The sequence below is a fragment of the Salinibaculum sp. SYNS191 genome (assembly GCF_037338445.1).
Lineage (GTDB): Archaea > Halobacteriota > Halobacteria > Halobacteriales > Haloarculaceae > Salinibaculum > Salinibaculum marinum.
The window spans coordinates 1,271,670-1,293,195 of the sequence record NZ_CP147838.1 but is presented as its reverse complement, the minus strand read 5'-3'; the positions used below and the strand labels follow the sequence as shown (position 1 = coordinate 1,293,195).

General features: G+C 64.5%; 23 protein-coding genes. 12 read left to right on the top strand and 11 right to left on the bottom strand.

Annotated elements, in window-relative coordinates:
- Nucleotides 1-3: 3 nt before the first annotated feature.
- The gene (locus WDJ57_RS06970) at nt 4-939 is read right to left on the bottom strand and encodes a TIGR03619 family F420-dependent LLM class oxidoreductase (RefSeq protein ID WP_338905083.1); all 936 of its coding nucleotides are present in this window, start codon (nt 937-939) and stop codon (nt 4-6) included.
- 135 nt (nt 940-1,074) lie between these two features.
- Here WDJ57_RS06970 and WDJ57_RS06965 point away from each other — a divergent pair, with 135 nt between their 5' ends.
- Together WDJ57_RS06965 and WDJ57_RS06960 are read left to right on the top strand one after the other, a co-directional pair.
- Nucleotides 1,075-1,236: a DUF7559 family protein gene (locus WDJ57_RS06965; RefSeq protein ID WP_338905080.1), complete on the top strand. Its 162-nt coding sequence runs from the start codon at nt 1,075-1,077 to the stop codon at nt 1,234-1,236.
- Nucleotides 1,237-1,273: 37 nt separating this feature from the next.
- Nucleotides 1,274-1,708 (top strand): cupin domain-containing protein, encoded by a 435-nt coding sequence (locus WDJ57_RS06960; protein WP_338905078.1) that lies wholly within the window; start codon nt 1,274-1,276, stop codon nt 1,706-1,708.
- Here WDJ57_RS06960 and WDJ57_RS06955 read toward each other — a convergent pair.
- Complete coding sequence (locus WDJ57_RS06955) at nt 1,705-1,956, bottom strand: glutaredoxin family protein (protein WP_338905076.1); 252 nt, start codon at nt 1,954-1,956, stop codon at nt 1,705-1,707. The two genes, WDJ57_RS06960 and WDJ57_RS06955, sit on opposite strands and share 4 nt — an antisense overlap.
- Nucleotides 1,957-2,058: 102 nt before the next feature.
- Here WDJ57_RS06955 and WDJ57_RS06950 point away from each other — a divergent pair, with 102 nt between their 5' ends.
- A complete protein-coding gene (locus WDJ57_RS06950; RefSeq protein WP_338905075.1) occupies nt 2,059-2,535 on the top strand; it encodes a redoxin domain-containing protein in 477 nt (158 codons plus the stop codon).
- Nucleotides 2,536-2,541: 6 nt separating this feature from the next.
- On the opposite strand, the gene WDJ57_RS06945 is transcribed toward WDJ57_RS06950, so the two are convergent.
- On the bottom strand, nt 2,542-3,708 hold the full coding sequence (locus WDJ57_RS06945) for an acyl-CoA dehydrogenase family protein (protein WP_338905074.1): 1,167 nt from the start codon (nt 3,706-3,708) through the stop codon (nt 2,542-2,544).
- A gap of 213 nt (nt 3,709-3,921) precedes the next feature.
- Between WDJ57_RS06945 and WDJ57_RS06940 the strand changes: the two genes are divergently transcribed.
- From WDJ57_RS06940 to WDJ57_RS06930, 3 genes are read left to right on the top strand one after another with little or no spacing between them, the layout of a single operon-like run.
- A complete protein-coding gene (locus WDJ57_RS06940) occupies nt 3,922-4,419 on the top strand; it encodes a Zn-ribbon domain-containing OB-fold protein (RefSeq protein WP_338905073.1) in 498 nt (165 codons plus the stop codon).
- Nucleotides 4,420-4,465: 46 nt separating this feature from the next.
- Complete coding sequence (locus WDJ57_RS06935) at nt 4,466-5,605, top strand: thiolase family protein (protein WP_338905071.1); 1,140 nt, start codon at nt 4,466-4,468, stop codon at nt 5,603-5,605.
- A complete protein-coding gene (locus WDJ57_RS06930) occupies nt 5,602-6,771 on the top strand; it encodes a thiolase family protein (protein ID WP_338905070.1) in 1,170 nt (389 codons plus the stop codon). The genes WDJ57_RS06935 and WDJ57_RS06930 overlap by 4 nt, the downstream gene beginning before the upstream one ends.
- 50 nt (nt 6,772-6,821) lie before the next feature.
- Here WDJ57_RS06930 and WDJ57_RS06925 read toward each other — a convergent pair whose 3' ends face one another.
- Together WDJ57_RS06925 and WDJ57_RS06920 are read right to left on the bottom strand one after the other, a co-directional pair.
- Nucleotides 6,822-7,961, bottom strand: a complete 1,140-nt coding sequence (locus tag WDJ57_RS06925) for a lipoate--protein ligase family protein (protein ID WP_338905067.1) — start codon at nt 7,959-7,961, stop codon at nt 6,822-6,824.
- A 236-nt stretch (nt 7,962-8,197) separates the two neighbouring features.
- Complete coding sequence (locus WDJ57_RS06920) at nt 8,198-9,568, bottom strand: ABC transporter substrate-binding protein (protein WP_338905066.1); 1,371 nt, start codon at nt 9,566-9,568, stop codon at nt 8,198-8,200.
- Between the two features lie 278 nt (nt 9,569-9,846).
- On the opposite strand from WDJ57_RS06920, the gene WDJ57_RS06915 reads away from it, so the two are divergent.
- Genes WDJ57_RS06915 through WDJ57_RS06900 form a run of 4 tightly spaced genes read left to right on the top strand, consistent with a single transcriptional unit; the run spans nt 9,847 to nt 13,369 of the window.
- Nucleotides 9,847-10,707, top strand: coding sequence for a branched-chain amino acid ABC transporter permease (locus tag WDJ57_RS06915; protein WP_338905065.1), 861 nt, complete (start codon nt 9,847-9,849; stop codon nt 10,705-10,707).
- A gap of 3 nt (nt 10,708-10,710) precedes the next feature.
- Entirely contained in the window at nt 10,711-11,850 is a 1,140-nt protein-coding gene (locus WDJ57_RS06910) for a branched-chain amino acid ABC transporter permease (RefSeq protein WP_338905063.1), read from the top strand.
- Complete coding sequence (locus WDJ57_RS06905; RefSeq protein WP_338905061.1) at nt 11,847-12,635, top strand: ABC transporter ATP-binding protein; 789 nt, start codon at nt 11,847-11,849, stop codon at nt 12,633-12,635. Before WDJ57_RS06910 ends, WDJ57_RS06905 begins: the two co-directional genes overlap by 4 nt.
- Complete coding sequence (locus WDJ57_RS06900) at nt 12,632-13,369, top strand: ABC transporter ATP-binding protein (RefSeq protein WP_338905059.1); 738 nt, start codon at nt 12,632-12,634, stop codon at nt 13,367-13,369. The genes WDJ57_RS06905 and WDJ57_RS06900 overlap by 4 nt, the downstream gene beginning before the upstream one ends.
- On the opposite strand, the gene WDJ57_RS06895 is transcribed toward WDJ57_RS06900, so the two are convergent.
- The 3 genes from WDJ57_RS06895 to WDJ57_RS06885 form a co-directional block, all read right to left on the bottom strand.
- Entirely contained in the window at nt 13,366-14,304 is a 939-nt protein-coding gene (locus tag WDJ57_RS06895) for an amidohydrolase family protein (protein ID WP_338905057.1), read from the bottom strand. The genes WDJ57_RS06900 and WDJ57_RS06895 overlap by 4 nt on opposite strands.
- A 106-nt stretch (nt 14,305-14,410) precedes the next feature.
- Nucleotides 14,411-15,172 (bottom strand): SDR family NAD(P)-dependent oxidoreductase, encoded by a 762-nt coding sequence (locus WDJ57_RS06890; protein ID WP_380629428.1) that lies wholly within the window; start codon nt 15,170-15,172, stop codon nt 14,411-14,413.
- A 126-nt stretch (nt 15,173-15,298) separates the two neighbouring features.
- Complete coding sequence (locus WDJ57_RS06885) at nt 15,299-16,531, bottom strand: cytochrome P450 (RefSeq protein ID WP_338905052.1); 1,233 nt, start codon at nt 16,529-16,531, stop codon at nt 15,299-15,301.
- Between the two features lie 138 nt (nt 16,532-16,669).
- Here WDJ57_RS06885 and WDJ57_RS06880 point away from each other — a divergent pair, with 138 nt between their 5' ends.
- Both WDJ57_RS06880 and WDJ57_RS06875 read left to right on the top strand, forming a co-directional pair.
- Nucleotides 16,670-17,566 carry a branched-chain amino acid ABC transporter permease gene (locus tag WDJ57_RS06880; protein WP_338905051.1) on the top strand — a complete coding sequence of 299 codons (897 nt, stop codon included), beginning with the start codon at nt 16,670-16,672 and terminating at the stop codon, nt 17,564-17,566.
- Nucleotides 17,566-18,546, top strand: coding sequence for a branched-chain amino acid ABC transporter permease (locus tag WDJ57_RS06875; protein ID WP_338905050.1), 981 nt, complete (start codon nt 17,566-17,568; stop codon nt 18,544-18,546). The genes WDJ57_RS06880 and WDJ57_RS06875 overlap by 1 nt, the downstream gene beginning before the upstream one ends.
- Nucleotides 18,547-18,571: 25 nt before the next feature.
- Here the strand turns inward: WDJ57_RS06875 and WDJ57_RS06870 are convergent, their stop codons facing one another.
- The 3 genes from WDJ57_RS06870 to WDJ57_RS06860 form a co-directional block, all read right to left on the bottom strand.
- Nucleotides 18,572-19,318, bottom strand: a complete 747-nt coding sequence (locus WDJ57_RS06870) for an ABC transporter ATP-binding protein (protein ID WP_338905048.1) — start codon at nt 19,316-19,318, stop codon at nt 18,572-18,574.
- Complete coding sequence (locus WDJ57_RS06865; RefSeq protein WP_338905046.1) at nt 19,315-20,025, bottom strand: ABC transporter ATP-binding protein; 711 nt, start codon at nt 20,023-20,025, stop codon at nt 19,315-19,317. Before WDJ57_RS06865 ends, WDJ57_RS06870 begins: the two co-directional genes overlap by 4 nt.
- 61 nt (nt 20,026-20,086) lie before the next feature.
- Entirely contained in the window at nt 20,087-21,349 is a 1,263-nt protein-coding gene (locus tag WDJ57_RS06860) for an amino acid ABC transporter substrate-binding protein (protein WP_338905045.1), read from the bottom strand.
- Nucleotides 21,350-21,526: the final 177 nt, after the last annotated feature.

Sequence of the window (21,526 nt, the reverse complement as noted above, 5' to 3'; positions counted from 1 at the left end):
CGCTCAGAACGCGTCGATAATCTCGTCGCCGAACTGTTCCATCAGCCGCACCTGCTCGTCGATGTCGGTCGTGAAGAAGTCGACGATTATCCGGGTCGCACCGGCGTCCCGGTACGTTTCGACGTCCTCGACGATGTCCGCCGGTTCCCCGGAGAGGAGTCTGTCCGGGTCGGCGTCGGCGCTGAGGTTCACCGGCCGGAGCACGGCGATTTCCGGGTCCCCCTCGCGCTCGAAGTCCGTCCACGCGTTCATGATGCGGTCGCGTGTCCCCGCGACGTCGTCCGGGTAGTCCCACAGCGTCGACCAGCCGGTGCCGAACTGCCCGACGCGGCGGATGGCCGCGCCGGATTTCCCGCCGATCCAGACCGGGATGTCGTGGGCCGGTCGCGGGTGGAAGCCGACCTCGTCGAACTGGTAGAACTCGCCCTCGTAGCTCGCGATGCCGTTCTCGCACGCCAGCTCGAAGATTTCGAGGAACTCGTCGGTTCGCCGGCCCCGCTCCTCGAAGGGCGTGCCGAGCGCGTCGAACTCCGTCTTCATCCAGCCGGGTGCGACGCCGAAGTCGAAGCGGCCCTGCGAGAGCGCGTCGATGCTGAGGATGTTCTTCGTCAGAACGAGCGGATGTCGGTACGGCGCGGCGACGACGTTGGTCCCGAGGTCGATGTCGTCGGTGACCGCGGCGAGGTGGGCGAACACCTGGAAGACGTCGAAGACGCTGGTCTCCGTGTCGAACGGCGGTTCGCCGGAGGAGGAGTACTCGTAGTCGCTCGGAATCTCCTTGGGATAGACGATGTGGTCGCCGGCGACGACGACGTCGAACCCGCTGTCTTCGGCGACCTGCCCGCTGCGGCGGAAGACCTCCGGGAGGTCCTCGTCGGGGATGCCGTACGTGTTGCTCGTCGCCGAGAGCATCACGCCGAACTCCATCTCGTCACTCATCGGTATCGCCCTGCCCGTCGGTCTGGGTACGCGAACATATACAGTAGCGAATACGGTGGCTGGCAATTAGGTCTTGTGGTGCCCGGTACCACCCCAGTACGAGCCTTTAATACACTGACCCGTCGTATGGCTGGTATGCCGCGCCCACCACACGACGTGGTCTGTCACAATCCGGACTGTGCGATGGACATGTTCGAGGTTCACCACTCCCACGAGATGCCCGACGACGTCGGCGTCGACGACTACACGTGCCCCTACTGCGGCAGCGACGACCTGGAGGAAATCTGGCCCGAGTGACGCCGAGGTTTTTATCGGGGGAGCGCGAGAGACGACTATGGAGTTCATCGACGAAGACGACATCGAGAAGGCGGACCCGAAAGTCGTCCACGCCGACGACGTCCCGCTCGTCGACTTATCGGAGGTCGACGAGGTACACCCGACTGTCTCCATCCGTCCGGTCGACGAGGTGTTAGACCTGGGGGAGATGGCCGCGAAACTCTGGTACTTCGAACCCGGCGAGGAAGTCGGCTTCCACGCCCACCCCGAGGAGGAAGAACTCTACTACGTCATCGAGGGGGAGTTCTCGCTGAAGCTGGGCGACGCCGAGGACCCGGAGTACGTCACCGTCGGGCCGGGCACGTTCTTCGCGGCGGGGCCGTACGAACCCCACGGGCACCGGTGTGTGGGCGACGAGGACGGCGTCGTGCTGGCACTCGGCGCGCCGGCCGACGCCGGCGACGACGTCATCGACCCCCACGACCTGTCCTAGTTCGCCTGATCCCCGTAGGACGCGTCGAGGTATTCGAGGATGCGGGCCGATTCGGCCATCGTGACGCCGTACTCGTCGTCGACCAGCACGGGCACCTGGCGCTGCCCGGAGACCTCCTTCACGCGGTTGCGCCGGGAGTGCATCGCTTCGACCCAGATGCTGTGGTAGTCGATGCCCAGTTCGTCCAGACGGTCGACCACCCGCTCGCAGTACGGGCAGCCTTCGAGGCGGTACAGTGTTCGGGACATTCGTGTTCCCGTTGTTCACAGCCCCTCAAAAAGATGTCGCGGGGCGCGAGGGCCACGTCGGTGTGGGGAATACTTATACGCTCGCTCGAAGTACATCGTCGCATGCCTCCCGAAAACGGCGAGACTGCGCCAGGTTTCGAAGCGCTCCTCTGTGACGGCGAAGTGTTCGAGGACACCCACGTCGACGACGCCCTCGGCGACCGCGGTGCCGTCCTCTACTTCCAGGGCTTCGTGTTCAGCGCGATTGCACGCCACTGGTGGAAACGCTTCGATCGCGGCGGGTGGGACGAGTTCGATGGCGTCCCGGTCGTCGGCGTCGGCCGCGACGGACCCTTCGCACAGAACGCCTTCCTGCGACGCATCGACAGCCCGTTCAGCGTCTACGCGGACGTCGACGGGTACGTGACCGACGAGTTCGACCTGCGCATCGAGCGCGACGGGATGGCTCACGTCACGACGCCCCAGCGGTCGGTGTTCGTTCTCGACGCCGACCGCGAGGTGCAGTACCGCTGGATTTCGCCGGACACCGTCTCGCCGCCGCCCGTCGACGAAATCGAAGACGCAGTTGCAGAACTCTGAGCCGGGCTATTCGTAGAGGTGTCTGGCGATGACCGACCGGTTGACCTCGTTGGTCCCCTCGTAGATCTGTGCCCCCTTCGCTTCGCGCATGTACCGCTCGACGGGGTAGTCCGTCGAGTACCCGCGGGAGCCGTGAATCTGGACGGCCTCCGTCGCGGCCTCCATCGCGGCGTCCGAGGCGAACGTCTTCGCGATAGCGGCGTCCTGCGTCACGCGCTCGCCCTCGTCTAGCCGGGCCGCGGCCTGGTAGGCGAGCAGGCGGGCGGCCTCAAGGTTCATTTTCATATCGGCCAGTTTGAACGAGACGCCCTGGAACTCGCGGATGGGCTGGTCGAACTGCTCGCGCTCGTCCGCGAACTCCGCGCTGGCGTCCAGCGACCCCTGCATGATGCCGACGCCCTGTGCGGCGACGCCGATGCGCCCGAGGTCGAGCGCCTCCATGATGTACCGAAAGCCCCGGCCCTCCTCGCCGACGAGGAACTCCTGTGGGACGCGGAGGTCGTCGTACTCGATTTCGCTCTCGATGACCGCGTCGCCCTCCATGCAGGGGATGTCCCGGACGACCTCGAAGCCGTCCCGTTCCTGCGGGTTCGGGACACCGATGATGCTCACGTCGTCGTGACTCCCGGTCTGTTCGGTGCGAGCGACGACGAAGACGAGGTCGGCCACCTCGCCGTGGGACGTCCAGACCTTGTGTCCGTTGAGGACGTACTCGTCGCCGTCCTTCTCGGCGGTCGTCTCCAGGTTGTTCGCGTCGCTGCCGGCCTGGGGTTCGGTCAGGGAGACGGCGGTAATCTGGTTCTCGGTGAAGATGTCGGTCAGCCACTCCTCCTTCTGCCAGTCGTCGGCGAACTTCTCCAGGGTGTTGCCGATGAGACCACAGGACAGCGAGACGACGCCCGCTGGAATCTTCCAGACCCGCGCCAGTTCCTCGACCGCGATGACGAAAGAGCGGTGGTCCAGGCCGGCCCCGCCGTACTCCTCGGGGACGGTGACGCCGTAGAGGCCGGCGTCGCCGAGTTCGTCGATGACGTCGACGGGGAACTTGCCGCGCTCCTCGTAGTCGTCGACGAGCGGTTCGATTTCGGTTTCGACGAACGACCTGACCCGGTCGCGGAAGTCGTGGTGGTGCGGTTCTAGACCGATCGTGTGCCGCGTAGTAGAGTCTGTCATCGGTAGTCAGTGATACCGATATTTACGGTACGACGCGCTTATACCTTTTGTCGGGCGCGACCCCGCCACCGCCGCTCTCGCCGGCAGCGACGCGGCGACCGCGTCCGGTCTCTGCAGGTCTGTGGCCGGTCTAGGTGGTCGGTGGCGCGCGGGTGGAAAACCGCCCTCGGGGCAACCTTTATTTCCTTCGACTGAAGAACTACGGTGAGACGTATGGATAACGAACTTGACGAGTCGGTCTCTACGGAAGAGGTCAATCCGGAGTACAAATATCCCTTTCACTGGGACCTCGACTTCTCGCTCAACATCGGCGAGGTCAACAGACGGTTCTTCGACGAACTGGAGGACAAACGGATTATGGGGACGAAATGTCCGGAGTGCGGTGACGTCTTCGTCCCGCCCCAGTCCGTCTGTGTCGAGTGTTACGAGAAGACCGACGAGTGGGTCGAAGTGGAACAGAAAGGTGTACTCGAGAGCTACACGGTCTGTTTCTTCGAGTTCCGGAAGATGCCCGAACCGCCGTATATCACGGGGGTCATCCGCGTCGACGACTCCGCAATCTGTATGATGCACTTCATCGAGGAGATCGAGTACGACGAGCCGATGGAGTTGGTCGACAAACTCGAGAAGGGCCAGGAGGTGGAACCGGTGTGGTCCGACGACCGCAACGGCGACATCTTCGACATGGACCACTGGCGCCTGGCGGAATGAGGTGGATTCAGCATGGACACAACCCACCCCACGGAGGGGGCGACGGATGACTGAGGTAGCGATTGCCGGGTACGCGACGAGCGGATTCACCGGCGAGACGGACAAGTCGGGCAACGAACTGGTGCTGGAGACGAACATGGCGGCGCTGGACGATGCGGGCGTCACCCACGAGGAACTGGACAGCGTGATGTTCACCGGCCAGGACCCCTACGACGGGGCCGCCATCAGCGACGGCCAGAAGATAGCCACCAGCGCGGCCTACCGCAAACCGATTATGCGCCTCCAGAGCGGCGGCGGCGCGGCGGTTCACCAGGCCCGGGCGAAGATACGGTCCGGGAAGGCCGACGTGGTCACGGTCGTCGCAGCCGACTTCGTGACCGCCGACCCCACGACCCTCTCCTGGAGTTCCCAGGAGGCGCTGTACCACCGGCCCTTCGGCATGAACAACCGCAAGTCCTACGGCTTCTTCACACAGAACTACCTCGACGGCACCGACGTGACCCGCGAGGACCTGGCGGCGACGGCGGCCAAGAACTACGAGGCGGCCGCCGAGAATCCGACCGCCCACCGGCAGGAGGCCTTCTCGACCGAGGAGGTACTCGACTCTGACCCGGTCGTCGGGCCGCTGACGGAACTGATGCTCGGGCCGATGTCCTACGGCGCTGCCGTGCTGGTACTGGTCAACGAGGACGTCGCAGCGGAACTCGACGACGTTCGCGGCTGGGTCACCGGAACCGGCCTGGCGACGGCCAAGTACAAGTACCGGGAGATGGCTGACAGACTCCACCAGCCGACGCTGCGGGACGCCGCGTCGGCCGCCTACGAGGAGGCAGGTATCGCACCGGACGACGTCGACGCCGCGGAGATGGCGACCCACGCGCCGTCCTTCGAACTGCTGGGGTACGAGGCACTCGGCTTCTGTGACGACGGCGAGGGGCCGTCGCTCGTCCGGGACGGGACGACGGCCATCGACGGGTCGCTCCCGGTCAACGCGTCGGGCGGCCCGGTGGCGACGAGCCCGCCGAACGCCGGCGGCGTGTACCGCGCCATCGCCGCCTGTCAGCAACTCGACGGCGAACTCGGCCAGCAGACGGCCGAGCGCGTCCTCCTGTGGGACAACGACATGCACCTGGGTGAGCCGGCCCGGACGGACGCCGTGCTCGTCCTGGAGGGGGCACCAGCATGACCCGGAAGGCTGGCGCAATCGGCGTGGGCTACTCCGACCCCGAGACGTTCACCGACTACCGGCTGTCGACGATGTCCAAGGAGGAGCAGGCCCACGAGGCGATTACGGCGGCCCTGGAGCACGCCGACGCCGACCCCGCCGACATCGACGTGGCGCTGTTCTGTACGGTCGACGGCTTCGAGGGCACGTTCCGCGTCGAGCGTACGCTGGAAGTGATGGGGATGGGCAACGACATCCCGGTCATCAGCATCAACACCGGCGGCACGGCCGGCGGCAGCGGCGTGAAAGTCGCCTACGAGTACCTCGCCTCGGGTGAGTACGACACGGCGCTGATCTACGGCTCACCCTCGTTCGACTCGGTGGTCGAGGCCCAGCCCGTGATGAACACGAACGCGGACCCGCTGTTCGAGCGGAACTTCGTCACGGCCATCCAGATGGGCGCGCTGCCGAGTTCGGGCTACATGGAGATATCGGGGGCAACGCTGGAGGACTTCGCGAAAGTCGCCGCCCAGAACTACCAGAACGCGGCGAAGAATCCCTATGCCCACCGCAACGAGGGCAAGACGGTCGAGGAAGTGCTCGACTCACCGATGGTCTGCTGGCCGCTGCGGCGCGCGATGACCTGTCCGGTCTCGTCGGGCGCGGCGGCGATGGTCATGGCCGAGGAGGAGACCGCCTACGAGCACCGCGACAATCCGGTCTGGGTCGAGGACATCGACTCCATCTCGAACACCTTCGAGACGGGGCCGCGGACGATGGACTGGTTCCCGAAACTCGAGACGCTCGCCGACAGAATCTACGAGCGCCAGGACATCGACGACCCGCTCGACGCGTTCGATGTCTGCGAGACGTTCAACCCCTACATCCCCTTCGAACTGATAGAGTACGAGGCGATGGGCTTCTGCGAGAAGGGCGAGGGGAAACACCTCATCCGCGACGGCGTGACCGCCCGCGACGGCGAACTGCCGGTCAACTGCTCGGGCGGGACGCTCGCGACGAACTCCGGCATCTGCGCGTCGCTCTCCCGGCACACCGAGGTCGTCCTTCAGCTGATGGGCGAGGCTGGCGAGCGCCAGGTTGCGGGGAACCCGGAACTGGGGCTGGCGCAATCCTGGGGTGCAAACCTGGGGCAGTTCCAGCAGATGTGCGTCTTCTCGGCGGACTAGGTCCTCGACTGCTTTTTATCGATTCGAACGTAGCGCCACGGAACGACCGCTCAGTCCCGACCGAACTCGGACACGGGGCCGAGGTTCTCCCGTGCCCGAATCAGAGGCTGGAGGAAGTCCTCCGGCGGGAGCCACGGCATCTCGAAGTCGTCGGCCTCGTACTCGGTCTCTATCGCGGCGAGTAACGCGTCCTCGTCGGTGATGGACTCGCCGACGACGGCGTCGTTCAGCCGGTCGACCGCCTCGTATGCGGGTTTGTGGTACATGTCGCCCGTGAACTCCACGTCGCGGATGGTGTCCTCGGCGTCGACGAGGACGCTCACCTTGATGAGTTTCCGTCCCTTGTAGGCCACCTCTGCCACCCGGTCCCCGTCGGCGGCGTTCTCGAAGACGCGGCTCGTCGAGTAGTGTTCGAACCACTCGGCGGACCCGTAGTACTCGCGGTGTTCGGCCAGCGCCTCCCGTTCGTCGTCGCTCAGTTCGCCGTCCTCGACCGTTCCGTCGACCAGGTCCGCGAGGTTCTCCGCCCCCTCGGCCATGATGGCGTCGACGTCCGCGTCGGGCGCGACGTCGGAGAGGGAGGTCATCCGTCCGGCCGCGCTGTCGGTCTCCTTGTCCTCGAACTTCTCCTCCGGGAGCTTCAGCACCTCGTCGATGAGACCGAACACGTCCGGGTCGAACGTCCAGTTGATGAGGTTCATGAACACGCCCCAGACGCCGTTCTGGTAGCCGGCCCCCGAGACGCCGACTTTGGCGTACTGTCCGCCCTCCTCCTCGGGTTCGAGTTCGATGTCGCCGCCGTCGCGGTAGACGGCATCGGAGACGCCCGCGTCGCGCAGGGACTGCGCCATCGCCTCGCCAGCCAGGTCGATGTACTCCGTCATCGTGTGCTCGCCGCGGTCCTGGAAGAACATGTAGAGGACGGGCGTGTTGTCCCCCTGGAAAAAGCCCGTGCCGCCGCTGACGTTGAACCGACGTCCGTAGGCGACTCCCGCCTCGTCGGCGCGTTCGCGGTCGATGAGCGACGCGTCCTCCACTGGCCCGAGTTCGAGAAAGAGGTCGTCGTCGAACGTCCACTGCATGACCGTGGGCGGGGCCTCCCCCGCGGCGACGCTGTCGATGAGCGTCCGTTCGAGTGCGGGATAGCTGTCGGGCTCTATCGTCTGGTCGAGTTTGCGAACTGTCGTCATGGGTCCGTCACCCTAGACGAGGCTACTTCAAAAATACTTGATGGAGGGCTGGCCGCCTAGGTCTGATATCGTCAGCGATGCGCGTGGGCGAGCGCGCGAAGCGATAGTGTTCAGGACACCCGAAACTCCCGGAGACACGCAGAAAACACGCCCACGAATCGACGCGAAAAATACACCCGGGACGACGGAACGACGGGACGTCGTGACTGGAGTCGACTGGAGTCAGCGGGACTGTGTCAGTTGTCGATCCACGGCGGCGAGACGTAGTCGCCCTTGTCGACCCGGTCGGGCCAGAGACCGACCTGCGTGGGTTCGCCGTCGACTTTCTGCCACTGCATCACGGGTGGCTGGACACCATCGGGCCCGTAGATGGGGTCGTGGACGTACTCCTCGCCCTTGTCGGCGTAGTCTATCTGACCGGTCGCGCCCTCGAAGTCCAGGTCGTCCTCGATTGCCGGCACGAGGTCGTCCGTGTCGAGGGACCCGGTGGCCTGGACGCCCTCGAAGAACGTCTGTGCGGCGTCCCACATCGTGTACGCCTGGGAGTGCGGCGGCGGGCCGCCGTACTCGTCGCGGTGTGCCGAGATGAAGTCCTTGGTCGTCTGGTTGATTTCGAAGCCGGGGCCGCTGCCGGGGATGTACGACCAGACGTGCTCGACTGCGCCGTCGGTGTTCTCCCACTGGTTCGGAATCGCTGAGAAGATGTCCGCGCCGCCCAGCGAGTAGTTTGGCTTCTGTTTCGCCCACTGGATTTCGAGGCCGATACCGCCCTGCGAGAGGAACGAGTACATCAGGTCGATGTCCTCCGACTCGCCCTTGTTGAGGATCGGCGAGAAGTCCTTGGTGTCCGAGGAGAACTGCTCGGTGAACACGACCTCCACCGAGTCCGGCAGATTGTCGACCGCCGTCTCCCAGATCTCCTGGAAGCCGGTGATGTTCTCGATTGCCAGCCCGATACGCTCGAAGCCCCAGTCTTCGAACTTGGCCTGGGCGTGCTGGCCGAGGTTGTACCCGAACTGGTAGGAGTTCGGCATCGCCCGGAACCAGGTGCGGTTGGTCTCGTAGTTCTCGTTGATGCGGTCGTTGATTTCGGTCGTCGACACACCACCGGCGACGTGGACCTTGCCGAACTGCTGCATCTCGTCGAAGACGGCCAGTCCGGGCTCGCTGCCGAAGAGTCCGATAGTCGCGTCGACCTGCTCTTCGAGCATGAGTTCGCGGTAGGCCTTCCGGGCGGTCGCCGGGTCGAGCTGCGAGTCCTTCACCGTCAGATCTACCTCTGCACCCAGGAGACCGCCGTTGTCGTTGACCTGCTTGACGGCGAGTTCGGCCGCCTGCTGCTGTGCCGTCCCGCCGGCGAAGTTCCCCGGCAGGGGGGCCAGTGCACCGAGCTTGATCGGACCGCTGATGTTCCCGCCCCCGGTCGAGCCACCGTCGCCGCTCCCGCCGTCGCCGCCATCGCCGCCGTCACCACCGTCGCCGCCGCTGCTGCAGCCAGCCACCAGTGCGAGTGCGCCGGTCCCGGTCGTCGCCAGGAACTTTCGGCGGTTGAGTTGCCTCCCCGTAGTGCGAGTTTTGTCAGCACTGCCTCCGTCAATATTTGACATACAATACCGATAGGAATCCCCTCCTACAAAAATGTATGGAGGAATCGTATCGTCGTCTAGGCACGGCTCCGGCGACAGCGCCGGCAATTTCGCCGTTCGGTTCCTCGCGCCCGCACGCGCCGTCGTACCACCAGTTCGCATCCGCCGTGAACCAGTCGGGAGTGTCACTGAACAGGGCTGGTCGGTCGGTCTCGACCCCGGGACGGCTGCCCGCCAGTCGCGGGACGTCGCTCCGGCTGACAACAAGTATTAAATAGGTCGGGAGGCACGAGTTGACCATGGTACAGGTCACCAATCTAGTCATCAGTGCACTCACTCTGAGTGCGCTCTATGCCCTCGTTGCAATCGGGTTCACGATGATCTTCGGCGTGGGTGATATACTCAACGTTGCTCACGGAGCAGCGATTATCCTTGGTGGGTTCGCAGCCTTCTACACGGTGTCGCTGCTCGACCAGAGCATCTGGCTGGGGTTAGTCTTCGCCATCGTCGTTCCCGCTGTCTTCAGCGTGGGCGTGTACAAGGTATTCGTCAAACGAATCGAGGACGAGATATTTATCGTCATAATAACACTCGTCATCCTGTTGCTCACAGAGAACATCTTCCTGTTCGTCGAGGGGACGAGTTCGAAGGTCATCCCCGACCTCTTCCCCGGGCAGACCGAGATCGCCGGGATAACCCTCCAGAACAACTCGGCGTTCCTGTTCCTGTTCTCGTGGGCGCTCATCCTGGGTCTCATCGTCTTCACCAACCGGAGCTGGATCGGCCGGGGCATACAGAGTCTCAGCATGAGCGAACGAGGGTCGAACCTCGTCGGCGTCAACACGGAGCGCACGACGACGTACACCTACGCGATTGCCGGCGGGCTGGCCGGTCTCGCCGGCCTGTTCTTCGGCATGTCGCAGTCGGTGTCCTACAACATGGGGCTCGACCCGCTGTTGCTCGCGTTCGCAATCGTCATCCTCGGCGGGATGGGGTCGATCAAGGGGAGCGTCGTCGGGGCCTACATCATCGGGTCGCTGGAGACGGTCACCACGACACTCATCGACGCACGGATGACCGGCATCATCTCACTGGCAGTCATGTTCCTCGTGATAATGATTCGACCACACGGGCTGTTCGGCCGTCCGGGGGAGGAGTAACGAATGAGTTCGGACCAACGCACCCTGTCTCTCGACCGGCTCAGCGAGGTTCCGGTTCGCTACTGGCTCGGGTTCCTGTTCTTCGTCGGCCTCGCCGTCCTGCCGACGCAGATTGGAACCCTCGACGTCCTCACGATGTCGGCGGCGTTTTTCTTCGTCGTCTTCGTCATCAGCTGGGACTTCGTCTCGGGCTACACGGGGATGGTCAGCTTCGGCCACACGCTGTTTTTCGCACTCGGTGGCTACACCACGGCCATCCTGAACCTCGACTTCGGCGTCGACCCGTTCCTCGGCATCCTGGTTGGCGTCACCATCGCCGCAGTGGCCGGCCTGCTCATCGGGTTCCCGGCACTCCGCATCGAGGGGCACTACCTCGCACTGTTCACCCTCCTGCCCCCGCTCATCCTGCTCCGGATGTTCCAGCTGTTCCGGGAGGAGACCGGCGGCACGCGGGGCCTCCCGAACCCGGAGAACCTCATCCAGATGGACAGCTTCGTCGCGACGGCGGAGGCGAACTACTACCTCGCGTTCGGGTTGTTCCTCTTCGTCTTCTTGCTCACGTTCGTGATTACCCGGTCGGACACCGGCGAGATATTCACGGCCATCAAGGAGAGCGAGGACGCGGTGTCCAGCGCGGGCATCAACCCCGACAAGTTCAAGCTCTACGCGTTCACGCTGAGTGCGGCACTCGGCGGCCTCGGGGGTGCCGTGTTCGTCCACACGCCCGCTGGGAGTCCGTCGCCGACCCAGTTGCTCGACCTCGTCGTCATCATCGAGGTGCTTATCGCCGCCATTTTCGGCGGGTTCGGCACCATCACGGGCTCGGCCTTCGGCGGCTTCTTCTTCTTCTGGGTCACCGACTGGTTCGAGGGCCTCGACTACCTCGTGCCGGTGCTCGACGTGCCGGTCACCCAGGTCGACGAGGTGTTGTTCTTCCTCATGATGCTGGCACTGCTGATGTACCTGCGCGAGGGCGTGCTGCCGTGGGCGACGCGCAACGGCAGACGGGTGTTGAGTTACGCCAGAGGCGGCGACCCCCAGGCCGTCACTGACGGCGGGCGCTCGCGCCTCGACGGCGTCCTGGAAACGTACCGCGAGAGCTACGACGACATGAGAGACCGATTCAACGGGAGGAACAGATGAGCACCGATTCACCACAGACCACGGCTGCGACGGACGTGTCGGCGGACGCGGAGACGATTCTGAAAGTCGAGAATATGACGAAGCGGTTCGGCGGACTCACTGCCGTCTCGGACCTCTCCTTCGACGTCTCGAAACAGGAGATACTCGGGTTCATCGGCCCGAACGGCGCGGGGAAGTCGACGACGTTCAACTGCATCTTCGGGACGTTCAAACCGACGAGCGGCACCGTCCGCTTCAACGGCGAGGAGGTCACCGCGCTGCCGGCACACACGATGGTCCAGAAGGGAATGGCCCGCACCTTCCAGACGTTCCGGCCGCTCCCGGACCGCGACGTCCTCTCGAACGTCGAACTGGCGAACGTCTCCAACAAGCTGGTGACGCTCTCTGGGCTGTTCGGCTCGACGGCGGCGGAGGCGGCGGACATCTGCGAGCGCGTCGGCCTCGGCGACGACATGCACAAGATGCCCGACGAACTGCCCCACGCCGGCATGATTCGCCTCGAAATCGCGCGGGCAATCGCCACCGACCCGGACCTCCTGCTGGTCGACGAGCCCTTCGCCGGGCTCTCCGGCAAGGAAGTCCGCGGCCTCTCGGAACTCTTCGAGAACCTCCGCCAGGAGGGCATGACGCTCATCGTCGTCGACCACAACATGCGCGGCCTGTTGAACCTCATCGACCGGGCCGTGGTCATCAACTTCGGCGAGCGCATCGCCGACGGGAGTCCCGAGGAGATCAAGAACGACCCGACGGTGCAGGAAGCGTACCTCGGGGGGTCGGAGATATGAGCGGCCAGACGACGAAAACCCGGGCGGCGGGCGACTCCATCGTCGAAGCGAGCGACATCTCCGTCTCCTACGGGAAGGTCAGGGCGCTCCGCGGTATCGACCTCACTATCGACGAGGGCGAAATCGTCTCGCTCATCGGACCCAACGGGGCCGGGAAGACCACCTTCGCGGACACGACCGCGGGCTTTCTCCCCTACTCGGGACAACTCTCCTACAAGGGACAGGAGGTCGGCGACGTCGACCAGTCGACCCTCGTCGAGGACGGGATGATATACTGCACGGAGAAGCGCGACCTGTTCCCGTTCATGGACGTCGAGGAGAACCTCACGATGGGGGGCTACCGGAGCCGCGACACCGTCGACGAACTGCTGTCGTTCGTCTACGACCTCTTTCCGCGGCTCGAAGAGCGCCGGTCCCAGGAGGCCCGCACCATGTCGGGCGGCGAACAGCAGATGCTCGCCATCGGGCGGGCGCTCATGGGCGACCCGGAACTGCTCATCCTCGACGAACCGACGCTGGGGCTCGCACCGGTCATCATCGACGACATCAGCGAGGCGCTCGACCCGATTCAGGACCGCGGCGTGACCATCCTCCTCGCGGAGCAAAACGTCACGTTCGCGCTGAACCACGCCGACCGCATCTATCTGCTGGAAAACGGTGAGGTCGCCAAATCCGGACCGGCAGACGAGATGAAAGGCGACACCTACATCCGCGACACCTACCTCGGCGGCTAGAGGCCGAGCAGCCGGTCGGCGTTTTTCCCGAGTAACTGTTCGATTTCGGCATCCGAGAACGTCGGTGCTGTCTCCCTGTCCGCCAGCGACTGCACGTTCTCTATCCACTCCTCTTTCGGGTGTACCGGGTCGAACGCCGGGTCGTCGGTCCCGAAGTGCATCCGGTCGCTCCCGACGGCGTCCATCAGTTTCCGCACGGCCGTCGCGAACTCCTCGGGGTCCTCCTTGCAGCGTTCCTGCCAGCCGGAGATGTCCACGTGCAGGCGGGCGTTGACCTTCGAGCGGGCGACGGCGTGGAGCTCCTCCCACCACTCGAAGGACATGTGCGCGGCGACGATGTCGAGGTCTGGGAAGTCACTCAGCACCTCGTCGAGGTTGCTCGGGTGGGAGTACTTGCTGTACAGCGGGGCAAAGATTGGGCCGGTGTCCGTCAGGACAGGGACGTCGTGCCGGCGGGCAATCTCCAGGAGCCGGTAGGTCTCCTGGTCGTGGTGATAGAACCCCGCCGTCGGGTGCAACTTCAGGCCGTCCATGTCGAGGTCGGTGAAGGCCGTCTCGATGTGGTCGGCCGCGCCGGGGCGGCGGGGGTCGATGGTCGCGAACGCGGAGATGCGGTCGGGGTGGTCGTCGCGGAAGGCGGCAATCGTCCTGTTGACCTCCTGAATCGGCGTCTCGGGGTCGCCCAGCCCGACGCCGAAGTCCACGCCGAAGACGTTCTGGTGGTCGATGCCGGCCTCGTCCATGCGTTCGAGCAGCGCCTCGCCGGTCGGATCCCAGTACGTCGGCAGGTACGACTCCCGGATGCGCTCGGGGTCGACGGTCTTGCCCTTCTTCTCGTTCTCCCGGACGGCGATGTCGACGAAGGCGTCCCAGAACCGCTCCGGGAGCCAGTCCTCCGCCCACAGGTGCGAGTGGATGTCTACGATGCGTGGCATGCGTCAGGTGCAAGGTGACGCTATGCGATTGAAAGTGTTCCGGTGGCGTGAACCCGACCGGCAAGAAGGGTGTGAGAACTGGGGCGGAACCGGACTGGTGCGCGCCTCAGGGCTTGATGAGGAACCCGCCGTCGACGGGGAGCGTGACGCCGGTGATGCGCGCGGAGAGGTCCGACCCGAGGAACAGCACCGCGTCGGCCAGGCGCTCCGGCTGGCCCTTTCCCTGCATCGCCTCGGAGACCTCGAAGCGTGTGACGCGGTCGGGTTTCTGCTCTGCGGCGCGGTGGTGCATCGGCGTCTCGACGATGCCCGGCAACACCGTGTTCACGCGGATGTCGTCCTCCGCGTACTCCATGGCGGCGACCCGCGTCATGCCGTTGACGCCGGCCTTCGTCGCGCTGTAGGCGCTGCGACCCATGACGCCGGAGTCGGCCGCAATGGAGGAGGTACTGATTATCGACCCGCCGCCGTCGGCCAGCATCGCCTCGATGCCGTACTTGATTCCCATGAAGACGCCCCTGAGGTTCACGGCGACGACCTGGTCGAAGGAGTCCATGTCGTAGTCCGCGAACGTCGACAGCGGGCCCTCGATGCCCGCGTTGTTGAACAGGACGTCGATGCCGCCGTACTCGCTGACCGCCGTCTCTATCATCTCCTTCACGTCGTCTTCCTCGGCGACGTTGGTCTCGACGAAGGTCGCCTCGCCGCCGTCGTCCTCGATTTCGTCGACCGTTGCCTGGCCGGCCTCGACGTCTACGTCCGCCGCGACGACCTTCGCACCTTCCTCGGCGTACCGCAGCGCCGTCGACTCGCCGATTCCGGAGGCTGCACCCGTGATGACTGCGACCTTGTCCTGGACTAGCATGATACTCGTCTACGGAGTGAGGCGGGACCCGCTTATAATTACCTCCGCCTCGCTGGACTAGGTCCGCACGGCCCCGCGACAGGGCGCACACTTCTGGTGTGCGACAGTCCGGTGCACGCCGGCCGCCGCTCACGTGGAGACCGAGAGCGGGAGCGATTCGAGGCCGTAGACGTTGCTCCCGTAGAAGGGCTCGAGTTCGTCAGTGGCGATGTCGACGGTGTCGACCCGGTCGAGAAACGCCGAGAGCATGATTTCGGCCTCCATCCGCGCGACGGGCGCGCCGAGACACGTGTGGGGCCCCCGGCCGAATGCGAGGTGTTTGTTCGGCTGACGGGTCGGGTCGAACGTCTCCGCGTCGTCGAACTGGCGTGGGTCGCGGTTGGCCGCGCCGAGATGCGCGACGACGAAATCCCCCGCGGGAATCGTCTCGCCCTGCAGTTCGACGTCCTCCGAGGTCTGTCGGCGGATGACGTGGACGGAGGTGCGGTAGCGAAGCACCTCTTCGACGGCGCGGTCCATCGGAATCGACCCGTCCTGGAGGTCGCCGACGATGTCCTGGTCGACGAACGTCCAGATGGCGTTCGTCAGGATGTGGCGGGTGGTGACGTTCCCAGCGAGCAACAGGAACAGGCCGAAGTTGTACATCTCCTGGCCGGTCAGAATCCCGTCGCCGTCCTCGATTATCGTCGTGACGAGGTCGTCTTTCGGGTTCTCGCGGCGTTCGGCGACGATGTCGGCGAAGTAGTCGGTCATCTCCTGGTGTACCTCGACGCGTTTCTCGTGGGCCCGCTGTTTAGCCTCCGGCGTCCGCTCGTCCGGGGCGGCGACCAGGTCGTCCGACCAGGTTTTGAACTGTTCGCGGTCCGCCGGTGGCACTCCGAGAATCTCCGCGATGACAGTGACCGGGAAGTGCCAGGCGACGTCGTCGACGAAGTCGATTTCGTCCGTGCCTGTGACAGCATCTGCAACGAAATCCTCGGCCATATTCTCGAAGGTCTCCTGGTACCGTTTCAGATAGCCCGGGCGGAACACGTCGTCGACGATGCCACGGAACTCGGTGTGTGTCGGCGGGTCGACGCTCGCCAGCGTGTCTGTCGTCTCCGTCTTCTCGTTGGCGTTGAGCAGCATGTCGATGGTGTTCGTCGCGCCGCTCTCGGAAGAGAAGGACCCGTAATCCGAGATGACTCGCTCGACATCGTCGTACCGGAATACGTCCCAGACGTGCCGTTCGTCGTCGAAGCGAACGGGTGCGTTCTCTCGCATCTCGTCGTACCACGGATACGGGTTCAGTTGTCCCTCGTCGTCGGCGACGCCGTCCGGAATTTCGAATGCACCACGTTGGCCTGGTTTCGAGGTGTCCATGCACCGGTATACGCAACTATCGATAAAACACTTTGCTACGGTCTGCCACGGCCACCCTCGGCGGTGCTGCCACCTACAGGCTCTAGGTAGCGGTCCACCCTCGACTGGTCGGAGGAAGGTCTATAAGCGGTAAGCGGTATGGTCTCTAACGACATGGCCGAGTTGAGCGTCACGCTTCAGGTACTGGTAAACGGGATTATGGTGGGGTTGTTGCTGGCCCTGGCGGCTGTCGGGCTGTCGCTCGTCTTCGGTGTGATGAAGGTCGTCAACGTGGCCCACGGCGAGTTCATCATGCTCTCCGCGTACGGGACGTTCTGGCTCTACACCTGGTGGGGGATCAACCCGCTGCTGGCCTTTCTCCCGCTCGTCGCGCTGGCGGGCCTCGTCGGCTACCTGCTCTACGGCGGGTTGCTAAGCAGAATCATGGACAGGGAGTCGCTGGAGAACGATTCGCTTCTGATTACCTTCGGAGTGAGCATCATCCTCATCAACGTCGCACGGCTCGCGTGGGAGCCGAACCGACGGAGCTACCAGTTCCTCGTCGGGAGCTACGAGTTTCTCGGGGTGCGCTTTGGCAAGTCGCTCCTGCTCGCTGGCGCCTTCGCGGTGGCCCTCTACCTAGCGGTCTATCTCGTCCTCAACCGGACGCAACTGGGGCGGGCGATTCGGGCGACCGCACAGAACCGCGAGCAGGCGACTCGCGTCGGTATCGACGTCCGAAATATCGACGCGAAGACGTTCGTCCTCGCCAGCGTCCTGGCAGCCAGCAGCGGCATCCTCCTCTCGATGTTCCGCTCGATTACCCCGAACATGGGCTTCGAGTTCGTGCTCGATTCCTTCGTCGTGATGATTCTGGGTGGCCTCGGGAGTTTCTTCGGCGCGTTCGTCGGGGCGATTCTCTACAGCAGCGTCGACCATCTAGGCGGCCACCTGTTCGACATCACGACGGGCAACATCCTCGCGCTCAGCATGGTGTTCGTCGTCCTGGTGTTCTTCCCCAGCGGACTGTTCGGCACGCCCGGGAGGCGGGACTGATGAACGTCCGGTCGCTGTTCCAGCGGATTCCGGAGCGCCGTCCGTTCAACAGGCGTCGTCTCGCGCTCGGTGGCCTGCTGGTGCTCGGTGGTCTGGCGGTTCCGATGCAGGGCAGCAACTACCTGATGACGGTGTTCTCCATCGCGTACTTCTACGTGGTCCTCAGCGAGTCGTGGAACCTCATCAGCGGCTTCACCGGCTACCTCTCGTTCGGCCACAGCATGTTCATCGGCATCGGTGCGTTCACGACGTTCATCCTCTTCGGCGGCTACGGGATTCACTGGGTGCTCGCCTTGCTCGCTGCGGGAATGCTGGCGGCGGCGTTCGCCCTCCTCGTCGGGATTCCGTCGCTGCGAATCAAGGGCGTCTACTTCGCTATCGCAATGCTCGTCCTCAACGAGGTGGCGAAACTCGTCGCCGAGGGACCGCTCGAACCGCTGACCAACGGGACCCACGGCCTGACGGTCTTCACCGGCCCGAGCGTGGAGGTCGTCTACTACTCCCTCGGAATCCTCGCGGTCGTGACCGTCGTCGTCTCGACGTTAATAGTCAACAGCAAGGTCGGACTCCACATGCGCGCCATCCGCGAGCGCGAGCACGTCGCCGAGTCGATGGGCATCCACACCACCCGAACGAAGCTATTCGCCTTCGCGGTCAGCGCCTTCTTCCCGGCTATTGCCGGCGGGCTCTATGCCTTCACCATCTCATACATCGACCCCAGCGTCGTCTTCGACCTGCGCTTCACGCTGGAGATGACGGTGATGACTATCATCGGCGGCATCGGGACCATCGCCGGCCCGCTGGTCGGCGCGTTCGTCTTCGGACTCCTCTCGGAGGTGCTCGTCCTCAGCGCTCCCGAAGTCTTCCAGATTGCACTCGGGACGTTCCTCATTCTCGTCGTGCTCTTCAGCCCCGGAGGCCTCTACGAGGTTGCGACCTCCACCCGCGTGCAGCGGGTCGTCGACCGGATCAGACCCTGACAGAAGCAGGGCTGCGAACCGTCATCTACGGTCTCGATTCCGCCTCGCCACCGAGGTACAGTTCCCTGATGCGAGGGTTCTCCAGCAGCGCCGCCGCGTCGTCCTCCAGTTCGATGGTCCCGAGTGCGAGGACGTAGCCGCGGTCTGAAATCGACAGCGCCTGCCGTGCGTTCTGCTCTATCATCAGGAACGACGCCCCGTTTCGGTTGAGTTCCTCTATTTTGTCGAAGATGTCCGACTGGACGACCGGCGCGAGGCCCGCAGACGGTTCGTCCAGCAAGAGGACGTCGGGGTCGACCATCAGCCCCATGCCCATCTCGAGCATCTGCTGTTCGCCCCCACTCAGCATCCTGGCGTCGACGTCGATGCGCTCTGTCAGCGCCGGGAAGTGCCGACAGACGCGGTCGACGGCGGCCTCGATTTCGCCGTCGTCGAGGGTGTACCCACCCATAAGCAGGTTCTCGCGGACGGTCATCTCGGGGAAGATGTTGCGCCCCTGTGCCTGGTACAGCAGCCCCGCGTCCAGCAACTCGTGGGTCGCCTGTCCCGTGATGTCCATGCCGCGGTAGTAGACGTTGCCGTCGCGTGGGGCCAGCGAGCCGCCGATTGCCTTCAGGAGCGTGCTCTTCCCGGCCCCGTTCGGGCCGATGATGGTCACGATCTCCGTCTCCTCGACGGCGAGGCTGACTCCCTTGATAATGTCCTCGGCGCTCCCGTAGCCCGCGCGGACGTCGTCGAGCCGAAGAATCGGGTCCGACTGGTCGCCGCTCATGCGGTCTCACCGAGATACGACGCGAGTACAGTCTCGTCGTTTCTGACCTCCTCGGGCGTCCCCTCCGCGATGAGTTGCCCCTCGCTCAGCGCGAAGACGTAATCCGTGAACTCCATGATGGCGTTGATGTCGTGTTCTATCATCACGAACGTGGTGCCGCTCTCGTGCATGTCGTCGAGGTCATCGAGGACCGTCTGCTGAAGCGTCGGGTTGACGCCGGCCAGCACCTCGTCCAGCAGCACGAACTCCGGCCGGGTCATCAGCGTCCGGACGAGGCCGATGACTTTCTTCTGCCCGCCGCTGAGGTCGCCTGCCGGCTGGTCTCTCGTGTGCGCCATTTCGAACTGTTCCAGGAGACCGTCGCCGGTCCGCACACCCTCTTCGAGCCGCCCGGGCCAGGCCGCGAGCAGGTTCTCGATGACGGTCATGTCGTCGAAGACATCCCCCTCCTGGAAGGTTCTGGCCAGCCCACGCTCGGTAATCTCGTGGGCCGGCACGGTCGTTATCGGCGTTCCATCGTAGACGACCTCCCCCTCGTCGGGCCGCTGGACGCCGGAAATGAGGTCGAACAGTGTCGTCTTTCCGGCCCCGTTCGGCCCGATGAGCCCGTACTTCCGGTCGCTCTCGAAGCGGATGTCGACGCTGTCGACGGCCGTCAGGGCCCCGTACCGCTTCGTCACGTTCTCGATGGACAGTGTCGGTGACATGGTTTGGACTGGCACCACCAGTGTGTGTTCGTTCGGGGTCGACTCTTCTGTGGCACGCCGTTCAGACACCCCAGTCCGGCTTCGGCCAGACGACCTCGTCGGTCGTCGCCTTCCCCTCCGGGAAGAGTATCTCCTTGGTGCCGCTTTGCCACTGGCTCGTCAGCCAGTCGTACCCGACCTGCCGATGCTCGTCGTTCACTTCGAAGGTTCCGGTCAGCGTCCCGTCGATGGCGTTGCTCTCCAGATAGTCCCGGACGGCCCCCTTCTCTGCTGTACCCGCGCTCTCGACTGCTTTCTGGTAGGCCTGGCCGCTGGAGTAGCCCAGCGCGAAGTGGAACGTCGGCTGCATCTGGAACTCCTCGACGTAGGCGTCGATAATCTGTGTCGCAGTCTCTGTCTCCAGGTCGGTGCTCCAGGGTGCGTGACCGAAGATGCCGTTGACGTTCGCTCCGATGGTGTCCTGTAAGCTCTCGCCCCCGGTCGTGACCCCCGTGATGTGGTCGGGGTCGAGACCCTGGTTGATGAGCTCGCGAATGGCGGCGAGCGTGGTCCCGCCGTAGGTGATGAGATAGACGGAGTCAGGGTCGTACCCGACCATTTCGCTGACCTGGGTCGAGAGGTCCTCGGCACCGAACTGGTTCGTCCACGTCTGGTGGTCGATTCCCCTGGCGTCGAGTTCCTCCTTCGCGCCCTGGGCCTCCAGTTCGTGCACCGCGACGTCTGTTCGCAGGATAGCGACCTTGCTCGCACCCTCCTCGGCGAGGAGGTCGGCGTCCGGCCCCCAGCTGGTGCCGGCCATCGGGTAGCCCATGAACGACCACTTCTTGTCTGCGGAGAATATCGACGGGCTGCTGGCCATCGGGGCAATCATCGGCACGCCGAACTCCTCGACGGCTCCCATGACCGCAGCGGTCACGCCGGACGAGAACGGCCCCAGAATCGCGTCGGCGTCCTGCTGTTCGATGACGCGCTGGACGGTCTTGACGGCGTTCTCCGTCTTGCTCTGGTCGTCCTGCATTTCGAGGCGCACATTGCGCCCGTCGATGCCGCCGTTCGCGTTGACCTGTTTCTCCCAGAGCCGGTAGGAGTTCCCGACGTGTATCGCGTTGGTCGAGAAACTCCCGCTCAGGGACATCGACGCACCGACGACGATTTCGTCCGTCGAGCCACCGCCGGTCGTCCCGCTGCCGCCGTCGCCGCCATCGCCGCCATCGCTGCCGTCGCCACCGCTCCCACCGTCGCCGCCGTCACCGCCCGAGCAGCCTGCGATAGCAACCGTCCCGATGCCTGCCACACCTCTGAGATACTGTCTCCTGTTAACCATTGTCTGAGCGCCTCGGACAGAGATGGATGTGAACAATTGTTATACTTTCGGGTGGATTGGCACGGCAGCGCCGCTGAAACGCCGATTTTGGCCTAGTGGTGGCCTACGGGGTCGCCTAGGTGTCCCGGGGCCGACGCGGTGGAGCGACAGGGCGGACCAGCGGGGCGACAGCACACC